The following is a 17086-nucleotide window of genomic DNA, read 5'->3' as shown; positions in this document are numbered from 1 at the left end:
CGCATAAGCTCAGCAGGTTCCTAGACGGTTGCCTGGCCTGCGCACGACGGGCCGCATGCCGCGCCATGCACGTGCGCCGCTTTGCCGGCCACGCTGCCGGCGGCACGGTCGACGCGCTTCCACGTGACGGGCGCCTGGCCGGCCAGCTTCTCACGCAGGGCGCGCGCCGCGTTCACCATGTTTGCCAGCGCGGCTTCGGTCTCCATCCAGCCGCGGGTTTTCAGGCCGCAGTCCGGATTGACCCACAGGCGTTCCGGCGGGATGACTTCGCAAGCACGCGCCAGCAGGCGCGTCATGGCTTCGACGGAAGGCACGCGCGGGGAATGGATGTCGTACACGCCCGGGCCGATCTCGTTCGGATAGTCGAAGTCACCAAAGCCTTCGAGCAGTTCCATTGCAGAGCGCGACGTCTCGATCGTGATCACGTCGGCATCCATCGCGGCGATGGCCGGCAGGATGTCGTTGAACTCCGCATAGCACATATGGGTGTGGATCTGCGTCTCATCGTCGACGCCCGATGCCGAGAGGCGGAACGCGTTGACGGCCCAGGCCAGATAGTCAGCCCAGTCGGCCTGGCGCAGCGGCAGGCCTTCGCGCAGGGCCGGTTCGTCGATCTGGATCACGCGGATACCGGCGGCCTCCAGGTCGCAGACTTCGTCGCGGATGGCCAGTGCCAGTTGCCGGGTGGTCAGGGCGCGCGGCTGGTCGTCCCGTACGAAAGACCACTGCAGCATGGTCACCGGGCCGGTCAGCATGCCCTTCATCGGCCGATCGGTCAGTGTCTGGGCAAAGCGCGCCGTTTCCACGGTCATCGGCTCCGGCCGGTACACGTCGCCAAAGATCACCGGCGGCTTGACGCAGCGCGAGCCGTAGCTTTGCACCCAGCCGTTCTCGGTGAAGGCATAGCCACAGAGCTGCTCGCCGAAGTATTCGACCATGTCGTTGCGTTCGGCTTCGCCGTGGACCAGCACGTCCAGGCCCAGGGCCTCCTGCTTGCGCACGGCCAGTTCGATTTCGCCGCGAATCCGCTCCAGATAATCGAGCGCGCCGATTTCCCCGCGCTTGTAGGCGGCCCGGGTCTGACGGATGGCCGTGGTTTGCGGGAAGGAGCCAATGGTCGTCGTGGGCAACGGGGGCAGCTTCAGCGCGTCGCGCTGGCGGACGATGCGGACATCGAACACGCTGTCGCGTTCGGCCATCTCGGCGGTTACGGCGGCCAGGCGCTTCTGCACCTGCTGATTGACCACGCGGCGCGATGTCCGGCGCGATGCCTGCGCGGCGTCCGAAGCGGCCAGTTGTTCCGCCACGGCGGCCTCGCCACGGTTCAACGCGGTCGCCAGCGTGTGCAGTTCGTCGAGCTTTTCGGTGGCGAAGGCCAGCCAGGCCTTCAGCTCGGGATCGAGCCGGGTTTCCGCATCGAGCGATACCGGAACGTGCAGCAGCGAGCAACTGGGCGCCAGCCACAGGCGGTCACCCAACTGCGCATGCAGCGGTGCCACGGTTTGGAGCACCTTGCGCAGATCCGCACGCCAGATATTGCGGCCGTCGATCACGCCGACGGACAGCACGGCGTGGGCCGGCAGCGCAGCTTGCCAGGCATCCAGTTGCTGCGGCGCGCGGACCAGATCGATATGGAATCCATGCACGGGCAGGGCGGTGATACGCGCCGCATGGTCCGCGGCGGTGTCGAAGTAGGTGGCCAGCAGCAGCTTTACGCCCGCATCGGCCAGCGCCGGGTAGGCCTGGTCGTAGGCATCGAGCCATTCGGGCGGCAAATCAAGGCTCAGCGCCGGTTCGTCGATCTGTACCCACTCGATACCGCGCGCCTGCAATTGCGACAGGATGCGGCGATAGGCCTGCACCACCTTCGGCAGCAGGCTCAGGCGATCGAAGCCGGCAACGTGAGACTTCGACAGCCACAGGTACGTCACCGGCCCGATCAGTGCCGGGCGGGTTGGCAGCCCAAGCGCCAGCGCCTCGTCGATTTCATCGAAGAACCAGTTTGCGCCGCCGTTGAATGTGCTGTCGGCGTCCAGCTCCGGCACGATGTAGTGGTAGTTCGTATCGAACCACTTTGTCATTTCCATCGCCGGCTGGGCGGCATTGCCGCGCGCCAGTTCGTAGTACTGGGCCAGCGTCAGCGCGGACGGATCGAAATCGAAACGCTTCGGCAGGGCGCCCAGCAGCGTGGTCAGGCCCAGCATCTGGTCATACCAGGCGAAGTCGCCGGCCGTCACCGTGGCCAGACCCGCATCGGCCTGCAGCTGCCAGTGGCGGCGGCGCAGCGTGGCACCCGTTTCGCGGAGTGCCGCTTCCGATGTTTCGCCGCGCCAGAATGCCTCTTGCGCGAACTTCAGTTCCCGCCGTGCGCCAATGCGCGGAAAACCCAATACGTGTGTGCGTGCCATGCCCGTGCTCCGATGAAGTCTGATGTGGCGCACAGTGTCGGTTCGCGGCTAGAATGAATCAAGCGAGATGTTTTAAACAAAGTATGAATTTCATTCAACTCACACGAGGCGGCGGCCATGATTGAAGTCCGGCATTTCCGTTCGCTGGTGGCTATCGCGGACTCGGGCAAGCTGGCGACCGCCGCCGAGCGCGTGCACGTGAGCCAGTCGGCGTTGTCGCACCAGATCAAGGCCATCGAGGCGCACTACGGCATGGCGTTGTTCGACCGCACACGTCAGGGGCTGCGCTTTACGCCGGCCGGAGACCGGCTGCTTGCATTGGCGCGCGAGGCGCTGGCTGCCATCAGCGCCGCGGAGCGCGACCTGCTGCGCCTGAAAAGCGATACCCGTGGCGAATTGCGCGTGGTGCTGGAATGCCACACCTGCTTCGACTGGCTGATGCCGGTGATGGACGAATTCCGCCGCCGCTGGCCGGAAGTGGAAATCGATCTTGTGGCAGGCTTCCACGCCGATCCGCTGGCGCTGCTGGCGCAAGGGAAGGCGGACATGGTGATCGGGTCGAAGCCTCCCACGAAACGTGGGCTGACCGTGGCGCCACTGTTCAAGTTCGAGATCCTGGCGGTCATCGCCAATGAGCACCGGCTGCGCAACAAGCGGCGGATCGAAGCCGCCGACCTGGCGGGCGAGACGCTGATTACCTATCCGGTGCCCGAACAGCGGATCGACCTGATCCGCGAGGTGCTGGAGCCTGCCGGCATCCGCCTGGAACGGCGCACGGCGGAATTGACCGTGGCGGTTCTGCAATTGGTGGCCAGCCGGCGCGGCGTGGCCGCATTGCCGAACTGGGGTGTCAAAAACTACGTCGACCACGACTATGTGCTGGCCAAGCGTATTGGTACGAAAGGCTTGTGGAGCGAACTCTATGCCGTGCTGCCATCGGCGATGGCCGACCGGCCGTACGTGGCGGATTTCGTGTCGATCGTCCGCGAGACCTGCGCGGCGGAGCTCGATGGCATCGAGCTGCTGGAAGATACGGAACGCTCAGGCAGCTAGCGCCTCGCACGTGTCCAGGTTCGCGGCGTCCTCGGAAAATTCCGCGTCGACGATCTCCAGGTCCACGCCATGCGCCACGCGGCGCACGAACAGCTCAAGCAGTTCGAGCGCCGGCGCTTCGCACTGCAGGCGCACCGCGTTGGCGCGGCTGGCATCGAACGTCATCTGCCCAAGAGACAAACCCGTGCGCCGGGCGTTGGCCAGCACCCATTCCAGGCTGCCGAAGACGTCGGTACGGTCGAGTTGCAGGGAAAGCTGAAGGGCGGGCATGGCAGGGTCCGGTCAGGAGCGCGAAGTGATTCGCAAGGAGTCCGGTAAATTTACCAGCCATGCCGCAAAATGAGCTTCTGATTTTTCTCCAGTCGCTGGTCGTTTGGAGAATAATCATCCGTACGGGTGTACATTCTAGGGTGTTTCATCTTTGCGATCTGGATTGCCGTGACAAACGTTCCCAAACTCGACGACATCGACCGCCGCATCCTGCGCGAGCTGCGCCGCGACGGACGGATTTCCAACGCCAAGCTGGCCGAGCGGGTGGGGTTGTCCGCCACGCCGTGCTGGAATCGTGTCAAGGCACTGGAAGATGCGGGAGTGATCGGCGGCTACGCGGCGCTGCTCAATCAGAAGGCGCTTGGCCTGCCAGACACGGTGCTGATCGAAGTCACGCTGGACCGTCACGATGACGACATGCTGCACCGCTTTGGCGAGGCGCTCGCGCAATTGCCCGAAGTGCTGGAAGCCCACTTGCTGACGGGCGAGTACGACTACCTGATCAAGGTTGCCGTGGCCGGCACCGAGGGTTACGAGGAATTCCTGCGCCACAAGCTGTACAAGCTGCCAGGCCTGCGGCACAGCCACTCGACGTTCGTGCTGCGCACGCTGAAGCGGGAACTCTCGGTGGAACCTTGAACGATGCGCCTGGCACTCAGCGCGCGGACAGTCGTCCCAGCCGAGGCGCCAGCGCCGTGGTGACCACGCCCAGCGCGATCAGGCCCAGCCCGGCCGACAGGTCCGCCGAGATCCGCTCATGCCAGGCCACGGCGGACAGCACCAGACCGATCACCGGTACGCCAAGCATGGCGATCGACGTGGCAGCCGGCGGCAGCGATTGGGTGACGTTGAGGACGACGATAAAGGTCAGCGCGGTCGCCAGCGGGCCGGTGTAGAAGACCGCGGGCCAGATTCCTGCCATCGCGGCCAGATCTGGCGCGCCATCGCGCAGCACCGCCAGGAGCACCAGGGGCACGGTGGCCACGGCGCACTCCCAGGGGATCATCTCGGCGCCGAGCCGGATATGCCGATGCGAGCGCAAGTGAATAATGCTGACCGACCAGGCCAGCGACGCGCCGAGCAGCATGGTCAGGCCCAATACGGTGTGGATTTCCCAACCGCCCAGCGCCGGTGCCACGATCACGGCGATGCCCGCGTAGCTGAATCCGGTGGCCAGCCATTGCCAGCGCGATGGCCGCTCCCCCAGCACCAGCGACGACAACGGAATCACCCAGATGGCCGTGGCATAAGCCACCACCGATGCACGGCCCGGCGGCACGTATTGCAGCGCCCACAGGGCCAGCGCCGTGAACGCGGCCATCTGCAGCAGCCCCACGCCGAAGACGAGCGGCCATTCCTCACGCGAAGGCAGACGCAGCCGCCGCAGCGCGCCGAGCACGACAAAGCTGATCACGGCGGCCGAGCCAAAGCGCAAGGCGGCAAACCATAGCGGGCTGACGTGCGACAGCCCGAATTTCATGACGGGCCAGTTGCCGCCCCAGATGATGACGGCGCCGATCAGCGGCAGAAATGACTTGAAACTGGCAGAGCGTGCGCTGCCTGCGGACGTGGATACGGACATGAACAGATTGACTTTCCCTGGGCAGGCCGACGGCCCGCCCCAGGTGCAAAAGTCTACGATTCATCGCACCGCAGCATTGTCCGCATCACGCTGTCATTCATGCGCTGACCAGCATAGAATGCTGCCGAACCAAATCAATGAAGACAAAGATGCTGGACATCGATCTTGATGCCACGGATATCCGAATCCTGGGCGAACTGCAGCGCGACGGCAGCCTGACCAATGTGGAACTGGCCAGCCGCATCAACCTTTCGCCGTCGCCGTGCCTGGCGCGCGTCAAGCGCCTGGAAAAGATTGGCGTGATTTCGCGGCGCGTCACGCTGTTGGACGCCCGCCGGCTGGGCCTGAAGGTGGTGGTGTTCATCTCGGTGTCGCTGGACAAGCAGCGCCGCGAAACGCTCGACACTTTCGAACGAAAGATCGCCGCGCTGCCGCAGGTGATGGAGTGCTACCTGATGTCCGGCGATGCCGACTACCTGCTGCGCGTGGTGGTGCCGGACGTGGAAGCGCTGGAGCGGCTGATCATCGACCAGATCACCCGTATCCCAGGCGTGGCCAGCATCCGTTCGAGCTTTGCGCTGAAGCAGGTGCTCTACAGTACGGCGCTGCCACTGGGCTGACCGGTCATCGTCCCGCTGCCGACGCTACAGGCGGGCGCGTACGGCCGCCTGCAAGACAGGCAGTAGCCCGGCGTCGAACCAGGGATTCTGGCGCATCCACAACACCACGCGCCACGAGGGGTGAGGCAGCGGAATGACGTTCGGCCCGAAGCGCCGGAAGTCCTGCACCTGCGCGGTCATCGACAGCTTGGCGGGATTCGGCAGATACGCCGCCTGCGCATAGGTGCCGACCAGCAGCGTCAGCCGGTCTTCGGGCAGGCAGGCCAGCACGCGCTCGTGCCACAGTGGCGCGCATTCGCGCCGTGGTGGCAGGTCGCCGCTCTTGCCCTTGCCGGGGTAGCAGAATCCCATCGGCATGATGGCGATGCGCGAGGCATCGTAGAACACATCCTTGTCGATCCCCATCCAGTCACGCAGGCGGTCGCCGCTAGGGTCGTCGAACGGCACGCCGCTGGCATGCACGCGCGACCCCGGCGCCTGGCCGATGATCAGGATGCGTGACGTGGCGCTGAACTGCAGCACGGGCCGTGGACCGGCGGCCAGATCGGCGGCGCAGCGCGTGCAGGCGGCGATATCGCGTTGAAGGGCCTGGACGACACCCTGCGCGCGTTGGGGGGACTTCATGGTGGCAAGCGGATTCCGTGGGGTGTGCGTATATTACGGGGCTTGATGCATTGCGATGGAAATCGATCATGACGACACAAACGGAAACCGCAATCCTGGCCGGCGGTTGCTTCTGGGGCATGCAGGACCTGCTGCGCCGCTTTCCCGGTGTACTGACCACGCGTGTGGGATACACCGGCGGCGACGTGCCCAATGCCACCTATCGCAATCACGGCACGCACGCGGAAGGCATCGAGATCGTGTTCGATCCGAAGCAGATCAGTTATCGCCAGATCCTGGAGTTCTTCTTCCAGATCCACGATCCGACCACGAAGAATCGCCAGGGCAACGATATCGGCACCAGCTATCGCTCCGCCATCTTCTATCTGGATGACGAGCAGAAGCACGTGGCGGAGCAGACCGCGGCCGACGTGGATGCTTCCGGCCTGTGGCCCGGCAAGGTCGCCACTGAAATCGCACCGGCCGGCCCGTTCTGGGAAGCCGAGCCTGAGCACCAGGATTACCTGGAGCGGATTCCGAACGGCTACACCTGCCACTTCATCCGTCCGGACTGGAAGCTGCCGCAGCGGGGATAAGCGGCCGGAAGCGCGGCATTGCGAAATCGCGGCGGTTGCTGTCCGCCGCGTGCCGGGTGGCGTACGCGGATGGATTGTGCGTACCGTTTGTCCCGGCAGGGGCAGACAGGGCAAAAATCAGATTTGTCCGCTATTCGCGGACGCGCCGCGCTTGCACACTGGTGCTTCTGCGCGCGCGGGTCATGCCGGTGACATATGTGATCGGGTAAGCTGCGCGCGTGACTTCGTCAAGAAGGAGGACCTGTGGCAACACCGAAATCCCTGCTCGATATCCTTGACTGCATCACCGCGCCCGACCTGGCCGAGCCGCAGACCCTTGCGCTGGCCACGCGGCAGCACTACCAGCGGGTGCGCACCATATTCGAAGACCAGAACATCGTCGGCGCCGGCATTGCCAGGAAGGTCACCGGCAACGAGCGCACCGACGAACTTGGCATCGTTTTCTACGTCCGGCAGAAGGTGCCTGCCGCAAACCTGCAGGCCGGCCAGATCCTGCCGCCCGTCATGGCGGCCGCCAACGGCAAGGCCGTCTTTACCGATGTCGTGGAAATTGGCGATATCGTGCCGCAGGCCAATATCAAGGCTTCGCCATTGCAGAGCGGCTTCAGCGTCGGGCACCAGGACGTGACCGCCGGCACGCTGGGCGCCGTCGTGCGCAAGGGGCGCAAGCGGTTCATCCTCAGCAATTCGCATGTGCTGGCAAATTCCGGCCTGGGTGCGATCGGCGATGCGATCCTGTATCCGGGCGTAGCCGACGGCGGGAAGGCGCCCGGCAACGTCGTGGCAAAACTCAGCGGGTTTGCGCCGTTCCGTCCGGGCGACAGCTTCACCAATACCGTCGACGCGGCGCTGGCCGAGATCGACCGCAGCCGTCTGAGTGATATCGACGAGGAGATCTGGGGCGCGGCCAAGCCCAGGAAGGTCGTCTCACCAGAACGCGACATGGCGGTCAGAAAGCGTGGCCGCACCAGCGGGGACTCCCAGTCAATCGTGCGTGACGTCGACTTCCGCGTGCTGGTCCGCTATGAAGGGGTGGGGACCGTCGGCTTTACGGGCCAGGTCCTGTGCGATACCTATACCAGCCCGGGCGATTCCGGATCCGTGGTGGTTGCCTCCGACAGCGGCGCGATCGTCGGCCTGCATTTCGCCGGATCGCCGCAGGGCAGTGTCTTCACCCCGATCCGCACGGTGATGGGCGCGCTGAAGTTCACCTTCTGACGAGGAAGCTCCGTGGCAACGCTCGACGAGGCCAACTGCGCAAGACAGCAGCATGCCGACAGCCTGGCCAAGGCCGGCGTGCATGCGCTGGGCGTGGAAGAGGGCGCGGCATTTGGCTGCGCCGGCTGGGTCGTGGTTGCCTGGGTTGCGCCTGACGCCGCGCCAACCCTGCCTGATTCGCTTGCCGCATCGATGCATGGCAAGACTGTCGACGTACGCCTTTGCATCCGCAAGTCCGAGCCGTTCGAACCACAATAGTTGAGCCATCGACATGCCGAATCTTGTCCTGAAGAGCCGTGTCTCCAAGCTGGCCACGGCGCAAACGCTTGCGCCCCAGGTGACCGTGCCGGTTGCGCTGCCGGAGCTGGTCGGCCGCAGCTGCCATCTCGAAACCTATGAAAAACGCGCTGTCCCGGCCATTGAGGTCGAGGCAAAGGCGCGGATCATTGCCTACGCATCGCCTGACTCCACCTTTGCCGTGACCCGGCGGCTGATCGATGCCGCGCGGAAGTCGATCGTTATCGGGATCTACGATTTCACCGCCCCGTATATGGAGGAGCTGCTGCTGGCCGCGATGGCTCGCAAGGTGCGGGTGACGCTGATGCTCGATATCGATAGCAAGGGCGAAAGCGATATGTTCGATCGGCTGGTGCAGATGGGTGTGCGGGGCGTATCGGCGCCGTCGTGCGCCAATCCCACCGTCCGCCTGTTCAGCTCCTCGCACGAAAAGGTGATCGTTATCGACGGCAAGTGGGTGCTGGTGCAGAGCGGCAACTACAGCGCCAACAGTATCCCGATGAATGTTGTGGATGGCGGCGGCGACGGCGCCGCGTTCCGGCCCGGCAATCGCGACACTGGGGTGGCTATCGAGTCGTCCGCGCTGGCGCGCTTCTTCACGGACGTTCTGGAGGCCGACATGGCGCGGGTCGACGCCGTGCCGGAAATGCTGCGGCGTCCCGTCGACGAGGACTTTTTCCTGGTGGAGCGTGCGCCGACGAAGCGGCCCGCCCGGTTGTTCCCAAGCCAGACCTTCGAACTGGAGTCGCCGCTGAAGGTGCAGCCGGTGCTCAGTCCCGACAACTACATGGATGTCATACCGGGCCTGCTGGCCAAGGCGCGCAAGTCCATCCTGATCGAGCAGCAGTACATCCGGTCGTCGCAGCCGCTGATCACCAAATTGCTGGAAGCCATCGCCAAGGCCCAGGCCGCCGCGCCGGAGCTGGACGTCCGCATTGTGCTCGGCAAGGTATTCAGCAGCCAGGACATTCCCAACGAAAAGAAGAATCTCAAGAATCTTGCCGCGCAGTACGGGTTGAAGCTCGGCAAGCACATCCGGTACATCAATACCGACGAATTCGTGCATTGCCATAACAAGATGATCATCGTCGATGGCAAGCGCGTGCTGATCAGCTCCCAGAACTGGTCCGACTCCGCCGTTTCGAAGAACCGGGAAGCCGGTGTCTGGCTTGCCCACAAAGGCATCGCCGAGTATTTCACGCAAATCTTCGAGAACGACTGGAAGAGCGCCTTCCGTAAGCTGCCGGAGATGGGCGCGCCCGAGGCGATGACTGCGGAGTCTCTGGCCGGTGGCGGATTCGTGCGCGTGGAGCGGGGTGACTATGAGGAAGTCTGAGTTGCCTGGGTCTGGGCGATGCACGGCTGGCTGAAGCATCGTCCAATACCCAAACGGAAAAGTGCCCCAAGGCGCACCAATGCAGCCGGTGCCGCGGATCTTGAAGTTGTCCGTTGCCTGTCAGGAAGCCTGTACGTTTATACAGTATAGTTACGGCATCTTCGCACCCGACGGGTGCGATATGACATTGCGGCAAGACTTTAAGTTTCGCATCCAACCTATTGATTTGGGGCAAGAAATTGTCAGATTCCGGCACCATCCGCATTCGCGGCGCCCGTCAGCACAATCTCAAGAACGTTGATCTGGACCTGCACACGGGGCAAATGACCGTGGTGACCGGGCCGTCGGGATCGGGCAAGTCGAGCCTGGTATTCGACACGCTGTATGCCGAAGGTCAGCGTCGCTACGTGGAAACCTTCAGCGCCTACGCCCGCCAGTTCCTGGACCGGATGGACCGCCCGCAGGTGGACAAGGTGGATGGGGTGCCGCCGGCAATCGCCATCGACCAGACCAATCCGGTGCGCAGTTCGCGGTCGACGGTCGGCACCATGACCGAACTCAACGACCACCTGAAGCTGCTCTACGCGCGTGCTTCGGAGCTGTTCGACAAGCAGACCGCGCTGCCGGTGCGCCATGACTCCCCGGAAACGATCTACACCGAACTTCAGGCACGTACCGCTGCCGGCCAGCCATTCGCCGATGCGCGGCTGGTGGTGACGTTCCCGGTGGAACTGCCGGAATCGGCCACCGAGGACGAGGTGGCGCAGTGGCTGTCGGTCAGCGGTTATACGCGCGTGCACGGCCAGCGCATCGTCGAGTCGCCAACCGGCAAGCGCAAGGTGCTCGATGTGGTGGCGGACCGCTTCCGCATCGGTAACGTCGAGAAGGCCCGTGCGATCGAAGCCATCGAGGCGTCGCTCAAGCGCGGCGGCGGCCGCGTCAGCGTCAATGTGGTGACCGACGAGGGCGAGGGGCCGGTATGGAAGTTTTCCACGGGCCTGCACAGCCCGGAAAGCGATATCCGGTATGCCGATCCGCAGCCGGCGCTGTTCTCGTTCAACTCGGCCTATGGCGCTTGCGAGACCTGCCGAGGGTTTGGCCGCGTGATTGGCGTGGACCTGGGTCTGGTGATTCCCGATGGCCGCAAGTCGCTGCGCGATGGCGCGATCAAGCCGATGCAGACGCCGGCCTGGAAGGAATGCCAGGACGACCTGATGCGCTACGCGGCAAAGGCCGGCATTCCGCGCGACCTGGCGTGGAACCAGCTCACCGAGGCCGAACAGCACTGGGTGATCCACGGTTCGCCGGACTGGAATGGCCAGTGGAACAAGCAGTGGTACGGCGTGATGCGGTTCTTCAACTACCTGGAGTCGAAGGCCTACAAGATGCACATCCGCGTGCTGCTGTCGAAGTACCGCAGCTACACGCCTTGCGAAACCTGCTGTGGCGCCCGGCTGAAGACCGAGGCGCTGCTGTGGCGCCTGGGCAGCAATGACAATGCCGATGCGGTTCTGCCGCCGGCGGACCGCTTCATGCCGAAGGGCGTGGACTGGTCCCGTGCGCAGCTCCAGGCCCTGCCGGGTTTGACCGTGCACGACCTGATGCTGATGCCGATCGCGCGCATCCGGCGCTTTTTCGACGACCTCACGCTGCCGAGCGCGTTGCTCGACGACGCGCTCAAGCTGCTGCTGGCCGAAGTCCGCACGCGGCTCAAGTATCTCTGCGACGTCGGGCTGGGCTACCTGACGCTCGATCGCCAGAGCCGCACGCTGTCCGGTGGCGAGGTGCAGCGGATCAACCTGACGACCGCGCTGGGCACATCGCTGGTCAATACGCTGTTCGTGCTCGACGAGCCGAGCATCGGCCTGCATCCGCGCGACCTGAACCGCATCGTCGAAGCGATGCATCGTCTGCGCGATGCGGGCAATACGCTCGTGGTGGTGGAGCACGACCCCTCGGTGATGCTGGCGGCCGACCGGCTGATCGACATGGGCCCCGGCCCGGGCGAGCGTGGCGGGTCGATCATCTTCGACGGCACCCCCGAGGCCATCCGCGGCGAACGGACGCTGACCGGCGACTACCTGGGTGGCCGGCGGCGCGTGACCGATGCCACGGACTGGCAACTGCGGCCCGTGGATGACGGCACCCCACGCCTGAGGCTGGAAGGCGCCTCGGAACACAACCTCAAGGACGTCACGGTAGAGATTCCGTTGAACCGGCTGGTCTGCGTGACTGGCGTGTCCGGTTCCGGCAAGTCGACGCTGCTGCAGGACGTGCTGTATCCGGTCATGGCCCGCCACTTCGGCAAGGCCACGGAGTCGCCGGGTGCGTACCGCGACCTGGCCGGTGCCGAACTGGTCGACGACGTGGTGTTCGTCGATCAGTCGCCGATCGGCAAGACGGCGCGTTCGAACCCGGCCAGCTACGTGGGCGCGTTCGACGAGATTCGCAAGCTGTTCGCCAAGGCGCCGCTCGCGCTGCAGCGCGGCTATACGGCCGGCACGTTCAGCTTCAACTCCGGCGACGGCCGATGCCCGACGTGCGGCGGCTCCGGTTTCGAGCACGTGGAGATGCAGTTCCTGTCGGACGTCTATCTGCGCTGCCCCGACTGCGACGGCACACGCTACCGCGCGGAAGTGCTCGAAGTGAAAATCGAGCGCGCCGCGCGCGGACAGGCGCCGCGCACATTGAGCGTGGCCGACGTGCTTGAGCTGACCGTCAGCGAAGCCACCGCGCTGTTCGAGGGCGATGCCGCCGTACTGCGCGTGCTGGCGCCAATCGCCGACGTGGGGCTGGAATACGTGAAGCTGGGCCAGCCGGTGCCGACGCTATCCGGCGGCGAGGCGCAGCGTCTGAAGCTGGCCGGCTTCCTGGCCGAGACGGCTGCCGCGCAGCCGGTGAAGAACCGCAAGGCGGTGGTGCTGCCGAAGCGGCTGTTCATGTTCGATGAACCGACGACCGGCCTGCATTTCGACGATATCGCCAAGCTCATGCGCGCGTTCGGCAAGCTGCTCGATGGCGGGCATTCGCTGATCGTGATCGAGCACAACCTCGATGTGATCCGGGCCTCGGACTGGATCGTCGACCTGGGTCCGGAAGGCGGCGACGCGGGCGGGCAGGTGTTGTGCGTGGGCACGCCCGAGATGGTCAAGGGCTGCGCCGATTCGCACACGGGTCACGCGCTGCTGGCGTATGACAAGGCCCTGGGCGAATCGGGAACGCTGGCCGCCGAGCGTGAGGAACAGGACCGGCATGGCAAGCCGCTGCAGGCGGCCGTGCAGGCCGCGCGGGCGCGCCGTGCCGTGGAAGGCGAGGGCGTGGTACGCATCGTCAACGCGCACGAGCACAACCTCAAGGCGCTCAACGTCGATATCCCGCACGGCAAGTTCAATGTGATTACCGGTGTGTCGGGGTCGGGCAAGTCGACGCTGGCGTTCGACATCCTGTTCCACGAAGGGCAGCGCCGCTATCTGGAGTCGTTGAACGCCTATGCGCGGTCGATCGTGCAACCGGCGGGCCGGCCCGAGGTGGACGCGGTCTATGGCATTCCGCCGACGGTGGCTATCGAGCAGCGGCTGTCGCGTGGCGGCCGCAAGAGTACCGTGGCGACCACGTCCGAGGTCTGGCACTTTCTGCGCCTGCTTTACGTCAAGCTCGGCATCCAGCATTGCGTGCACGACGGCGCGCCGGTGACCTCGCAGAGTCCGGCATCGATCGCCGCGCAGCTATTGCGCGACTATCGTGGCCAGCATGTCGGCCTGCTGGCCCCGCTGGTGGTGAATCGCAAGGGCGTTTACACGGATCTGGCCAAGTGGGCGAAGGCGCGCGGCAATACGCACCTGCGTGTCGATGGCGAATTCCTGCCCGTGGACCCGTGGCCGCGCCTGGACCGCTTCCGTGAGCACACGATCGAACTGCCAGTTGGCGATATCGTCATTTCGCCGGATCACGAGGCCGAGCTGCGTGCGTTGCTGGACCAGACGCTGGAGCTGGGCAAGGGCGTGATGCACCTGCTGGCACCGCTCGACGGGTTGCACGACGCCATGCACAACGGCAAGGGCTCGGGCAAGGTCGGCGAGACGAAGGTGTTTTCGACCAAGCGCGCCTGCCCGGTTTGTGGCACGAGCTATCCCGAACTCGATCCGCGCATGTTCTCGTACAACAGCAAGTATGGCTGGTGCGGCACCTGCGTGGGCACCGGTCTGGCGCTGACGGGCGAGCAGCGCGCCGCCTATGACGATACCGTGCTGGGCGGCGACGACCGAGGCCGCGAGCAGAGCCTGCCGTCTGAAGAACAGGAACCGGAAGGCGTGGGCGATACGCCATGCCCGGACTGTGGCGGCACGCGCCTGAACCACGTGGCGCGAGCGGTGACGTTCGATACCAACGCTATTTCCGATGTGGCGCAATGGACCGTGTCCGATACGCGCCGCTGGGTCGATGGCCTGCGGCTGAAGGGCCGCGACGCCGAGATCGCGCGGGATGTGGTGACCGAAATCGCCAGCCGCCTGCAGTTCCTCGAAGAAGTGGGGCTTGGTTACCTGAGTCTGGACCGGGCTGCGCCGAGCCTGTCGGGTGGCGAGGCGCAGCGTATCCGCCTGGCGGCGCAGCTGGGCAGCAACCTGCAAGGCGTCTGCTACGTGCTCGACGAGCCGACCATCGGCTTGCATCCGCGCGACAACCAGATCCTGCTCGATGCGCTGCGCAAGCTCGGCGACAAGGGCAATACGCTGGTGGTGGTGGAGCATGACGAAGACACGATCCGCCGGGCCGACCACATCATCGATATCGGACCCGGCGCCGGCAAGCGCGGGGGCAACCTGGTGGCGCAGGGTGGCGTGGCCGCGTTGTCGGCCGCGGCTGATTCCACCACGGGCAGGTTCCTGGCCCAGCCCATGATTCACCCATTGCAGCCGCGCCGGGCGGTCAAACCCGCGCGTGCCGGGAAGGAAGCCGAGCCGGGGCAATGGCTGACCGTCCACGGTGCAAATCTGCACAACCTGCGCGAAGTGACCGCGCGGATTCCGCTGGGCCGTCTGGTGGCTATCACGGGAGTGTCGGGGTCGGGCAAGTCCACACTGGCGCGCGATGTGCTGATGACAAACCTGCTTGACGCGGTAGGCCGCTCGGTAATGTCGTCGCCCGCCACGCGCCGGGCACGCGCCGCGGCGGAGAAAGCGGGCAAGCCCACCGCGACGAAGTCGCTCAGCGTGGAACATGCCTGGCACGGCTGCGAAGGCATCAGCGGATGGGAGTCGATCGATCGCGTGCTGGAAGTGGACCAGACCCCGATCGGCAAGACGCCGCGCTCGTGTCCGGCCACCTACATCGGCGTATGGGATGCGATCCGCAAGCTGTTCGCGGAAACGCTGGAGGCCAAGGCGCGCGGCTACAGTGCGTCGCGGTTCTCGTTCAATACCAGCGATGGCCGTTGCCCCGCATGCGAAGGGCAGGGTGTGCGCACCATCGGCATGAGCTTCCTGCCGGACGTGAAGGTGCCTTGCGATGTCTGTCATGGTCAGCGCTTCAATCCCGAAACGCTTGCGGTGACGTGGCGCGGCAAGAATATCGGCGATGTGCTGACGATGGAGATCGACGAAGCCGTGGAGTTTTTCTCGGCGATTACCCAGATCTCCCATCCGCTGCAACTGATGAAGGACGTCGGCCTGGGCTACCTGACATTGGGGCAGCCATCGCCGACGCTATCGGGCGGCGAGGCGCAGCGGATCAAGCTGGTGACCGAGCTGTCCAAGGTGCGCGATGACATCACGCGGCGTGGCCAGAAGGCGCCGCACACGCTATACGTGCTGGATGAACCGACGGTGGGTCTGCACATGGCCGATGTGGCGCGGCTGATTCGTGTGCTGCATCGGCTGACCGACGGCGGCCATAGCGTGGTGGTGATCGAACACGACCTGGACGTGATTGCCGAGGCGGACTGGATCATCGATCTCGGGCCGGAAGGCGGCGCTCAGGGCGGCACCATCGTCGGGGCGGCCGACCCCGAAGCCCTGTCGCGCATCAAGGCCAGCCACACCGGCGCCGCATTGGTGCCTGTGCTGTCCCGCACGGCGCCGGACGCGGCGCGCGCCACGGGCTGATCAGCGAGCCCGCGCGGGTTTCGATGCTGCCGGCGGCCTGGGACCCTCCAGTGCCGCCGCGCAGAAATCGATCAATTCCGCGACGGGCGGCTCGCTGCGGGTCCGTTTGCCGCGTTCGCGTACCCAATGCGCCAGCGAATAGACCACCGTGTCCATAAACCAGATCATGCGCAATTTCACGACGTCGCCCGGCACGTTCGGCAGCAAGGCGTAGAGGTGCTCGCGCACGCGATACAGCGCGGTCATGGCGGTCTTGTCGACCAGCCCCTTGTTGAGCAGAGCGGGGCTGAACGTGGTCTGCGCCAGCACCTGCAGGTAGTTGGTGCCCCAGTCGGTGTGTAGTACCACGTCGACCAGCGGCCGGACGGTGGCTTCCACCACGGCATGGACGTCGGCAGGCTGGCCGCGACCTTCCATTTCGTCCAGATAGCGGTGCCGGATCTCATTGACCTGATGCAGACGCCGGTTCAGCAGATGGCTGACCAACGCCTCGCGCGAGCCGAAGTGGTAGTGCAGGGCCGAGCGATTGCGCTGCCCGCTTTCCACCACGATCTGGCGTAGCGGCACCTGTTCCACTCCCTGTTCCGCGAACAACCGCTCGGCGATTTCCAGGATGCGCCGTGCGGTATCGGTCAGACCGTCGTGACCATCGGGGGCCGCCGCTTCGGCACTCGCCGTGCGACCGGTATCGGCGGCGGGAGCTCGACGAGACTTTTCTGGCGCGGGATTCCGTTGTTCGTCCGCGATCAGCGCGCGCGCTTGCTTGAGCTTCATGGCGTGTGGGCGTGCCTTGCAGGCTTGTCGTTATCAAAATGAAAGCCTCGCAAGGATACGGAAAAATCCGATGTCCTACATCTTTCCTGCATCGTATTTTCTTGAAATACGTGCTTTGTTGGGGAAAGTCCTAACTAACTGAACGCCTGGATGCCGTTAGCCTGCGGTCCATGTCAGATTAATACGCGGGATTAATTTGGCGTGACGTGATCGAAGACGATCGCATTC

At 64.9% G+C, this 17086-nt stretch carries 13 protein-coding genes; 8 read left to right on the top strand and 5 right to left on the bottom strand.

All coding sequences use genetic code 11. From position 1 onward, the window contains the following. Nucleotides 1–20 precede the first annotated feature (20 nt). The gene (gene metE, locus AC3FLX_RS30095) at nucleotides 21–2408 is read right to left on the bottom strand and encodes a 5-methyltetrahydropteroyltriglutamate--homocysteine S-methyltransferase (RefSeq protein ID WP_488700996.1); all 2388 of its coding nucleotides are present in this window, start codon (nucleotides 2406–2408) and stop codon (nucleotides 21–23) included. A 117-nt stretch (nucleotides 2409–2525) separates the two neighbouring features. Between metE and AC3FLX_RS30090 the strand changes: the two genes are divergently transcribed. Then, the gene (locus tag AC3FLX_RS30090) at nucleotides 2526–3461 is read left to right on the top strand and encodes a LysR family transcriptional regulator (protein WP_488700995.1); all 936 of its coding nucleotides are present in this window, start codon (nucleotides 2526–2528) and stop codon (nucleotides 3459–3461) included. Here AC3FLX_RS30090 and AC3FLX_RS30085 read toward each other — a convergent pair. Continuing rightward, nucleotides 3450–3731: an AsnC family transcriptional regulator gene (locus AC3FLX_RS30085; protein WP_488700994.1), complete on the bottom strand. Its 282-nt coding sequence runs from the start codon at nucleotides 3729–3731 to the stop codon at nucleotides 3450–3452. The two genes, AC3FLX_RS30090 and AC3FLX_RS30085, sit on opposite strands and share 12 nt — an antisense overlap. Before the next feature lie 168 nt (nucleotides 3732–3899). Between AC3FLX_RS30085 and AC3FLX_RS30080 the strand changes: the two genes are divergently transcribed. Further along, nucleotides 3900–4370 (top strand): Lrp/AsnC family transcriptional regulator, encoded by a 471-nt coding sequence (locus AC3FLX_RS30080; RefSeq protein ID WP_488700993.1) that lies wholly within the window; start codon nucleotides 3900–3902, stop codon nucleotides 4368–4370. Nucleotides 4371–4386: 16 nt separating this feature from the next. Here the strand turns inward: AC3FLX_RS30080 and AC3FLX_RS30075 are convergent, their stop codons facing one another. Continuing rightward, nucleotides 4387–5313 (bottom strand): DMT family transporter, encoded by a 927-nt coding sequence (locus tag AC3FLX_RS30075; protein ID WP_488700992.1) that lies wholly within the window; start codon nucleotides 5311–5313, stop codon nucleotides 4387–4389. 149 nt (nucleotides 5314–5462) lie between these two features. Between AC3FLX_RS30075 and AC3FLX_RS30070 the strand changes: the two genes are divergently transcribed. Beyond that, nucleotides 5463–5933 (top strand): Lrp/AsnC family transcriptional regulator, encoded by a 471-nt coding sequence (locus AC3FLX_RS30070; protein ID WP_137927145.1) that lies wholly within the window; start codon nucleotides 5463–5465, stop codon nucleotides 5931–5933. 24 nt (nucleotides 5934–5957) lie between these two features. Here AC3FLX_RS30070 and AC3FLX_RS30065 read toward each other — a convergent pair whose 3' ends face one another. Beyond that, complete coding sequence (locus AC3FLX_RS30065; RefSeq protein WP_488700991.1) at nucleotides 5958–6557, bottom strand: uracil-DNA glycosylase family protein; 600 nt, start codon at nucleotides 6555–6557, stop codon at nucleotides 5958–5960. A 68-nt stretch (nucleotides 6558–6625) separates the two neighbouring features. Between AC3FLX_RS30065 and msrA the strand changes: the two genes are divergently transcribed. From msrA to uvrA, 5 genes are all read left to right on the top strand, one after another. Further along, nucleotides 6626–7132 carry a peptide-methionine (S)-S-oxide reductase MsrA gene (gene msrA, locus AC3FLX_RS30060; RefSeq protein ID WP_488700990.1) on the top strand — a complete coding sequence of 169 codons (507 nt, stop codon included), beginning with the start codon at nucleotides 6626–6628 and terminating at the stop codon, nucleotides 7130–7132. A 243-nt stretch (nucleotides 7133–7375) separates the two neighbouring features. Next, nucleotides 7376–8350: a chymotrypsin family serine protease gene (locus AC3FLX_RS30055; protein ID WP_488700989.1), complete on the top strand. Its 975-nt coding sequence runs from the start codon at nucleotides 7376–7378 to the stop codon at nucleotides 8348–8350. Between the two features lie 12 nt (nucleotides 8351–8362). Then, nucleotides 8363–8608: a hypothetical protein gene (locus AC3FLX_RS30050; protein WP_488700988.1), complete on the top strand. Its 246-nt coding sequence runs from the start codon at nucleotides 8363–8365 to the stop codon at nucleotides 8606–8608. A 13-nt stretch (nucleotides 8609–8621) separates the two neighbouring features. Continuing rightward, a complete protein-coding gene (locus tag AC3FLX_RS30045) occupies nucleotides 8622–9983 on the top strand; it encodes a phospholipase D-like domain-containing protein (protein ID WP_488700987.1) in 1362 nt (453 codons plus the stop codon). Between the two features lie 239 nt (nucleotides 9984–10222). After that, on the top strand, nucleotides 10223–16084 hold the full coding sequence (gene uvrA / locus AC3FLX_RS30040) for an excinuclease ABC subunit UvrA (protein ID WP_488700986.1): 5862 nt from the start codon (nucleotides 10223–10225) through the stop codon (nucleotides 16082–16084). Here the strand turns inward: uvrA and AC3FLX_RS30035 are convergent, their stop codons facing one another. Next, nucleotides 16085–16858, bottom strand: a complete 774-nt coding sequence (locus tag AC3FLX_RS30035; protein ID WP_488700985.1) for a TetR/AcrR family transcriptional regulator — start codon at nucleotides 16856–16858, stop codon at nucleotides 16085–16087. It abuts the gene before it with no gap. Nucleotides 16859–17086 lie beyond the last annotated feature (228 nt).

This window comes from Cupriavidus sp. 291-E7 (genome assembly GCF_057798835.1).
Note: the sequence above shows the minus strand (reverse complement) of the source record. Positions and strands in the feature narration are given on the sequence as shown.

What these genes read in the sequence shown, in the direction of transcription:
- AC3FLX_RS30090 (WP_488700995.1), top strand. Translation starts at nt 2,526, where the DNA reads ATGATTGAAGTCCGGCATTTCCGTTCGCTGGTGGCTATCGCGGACTCG.
- metE (WP_488700996.1), bottom strand. Translation starts at nt 2,408, where the DNA reads ATGGCACGCACACACGTATTGGGTTTTCCGCGCATTGGCGCACGGCGG.
- msrA (WP_488700990.1), top strand. Translation starts at nt 6,626, where the DNA reads ATGACGACACAAACGGAAACCGCAATCCTGGCCGGCGGTTGCTTCTGG.
- AC3FLX_RS30065 (WP_488700991.1), bottom strand. Translation starts at nt 6,557, where the DNA reads ATGAAGTCCCCCCAACGCGCGCAGGGTGTCGTCCAGGCCCTTCAACGC.
- AC3FLX_RS30085 (WP_488700994.1), bottom strand. Translation starts at nt 3,731, where the DNA reads ATGCCCGCCCTTCAGCTTTCCCTGCAACTCGACCGTACCGACGTCTTC.
- AC3FLX_RS30075 (WP_488700992.1), bottom strand. Translation starts at nt 5,313, where the DNA reads ATGTCCGTATCCACGTCCGCAGGCAGCGCACGCTCTGCCAGTTTCAAG.
- AC3FLX_RS30070 (WP_137927145.1), top strand. Translation starts at nt 5,463, where the DNA reads ATGCTGGACATCGATCTTGATGCCACGGATATCCGAATCCTGGGCGAA.
- AC3FLX_RS30035 (WP_488700985.1), bottom strand. Translation starts at nt 16,858, where the DNA reads ATGAAGCTCAAGCAAGCGCGCGCGCTGATCGCGGACGAACAACGGAAT.
- AC3FLX_RS30045 (WP_488700987.1), top strand. Translation starts at nt 8,622, where the DNA reads ATGCCGAATCTTGTCCTGAAGAGCCGTGTCTCCAAGCTGGCCACGGCG.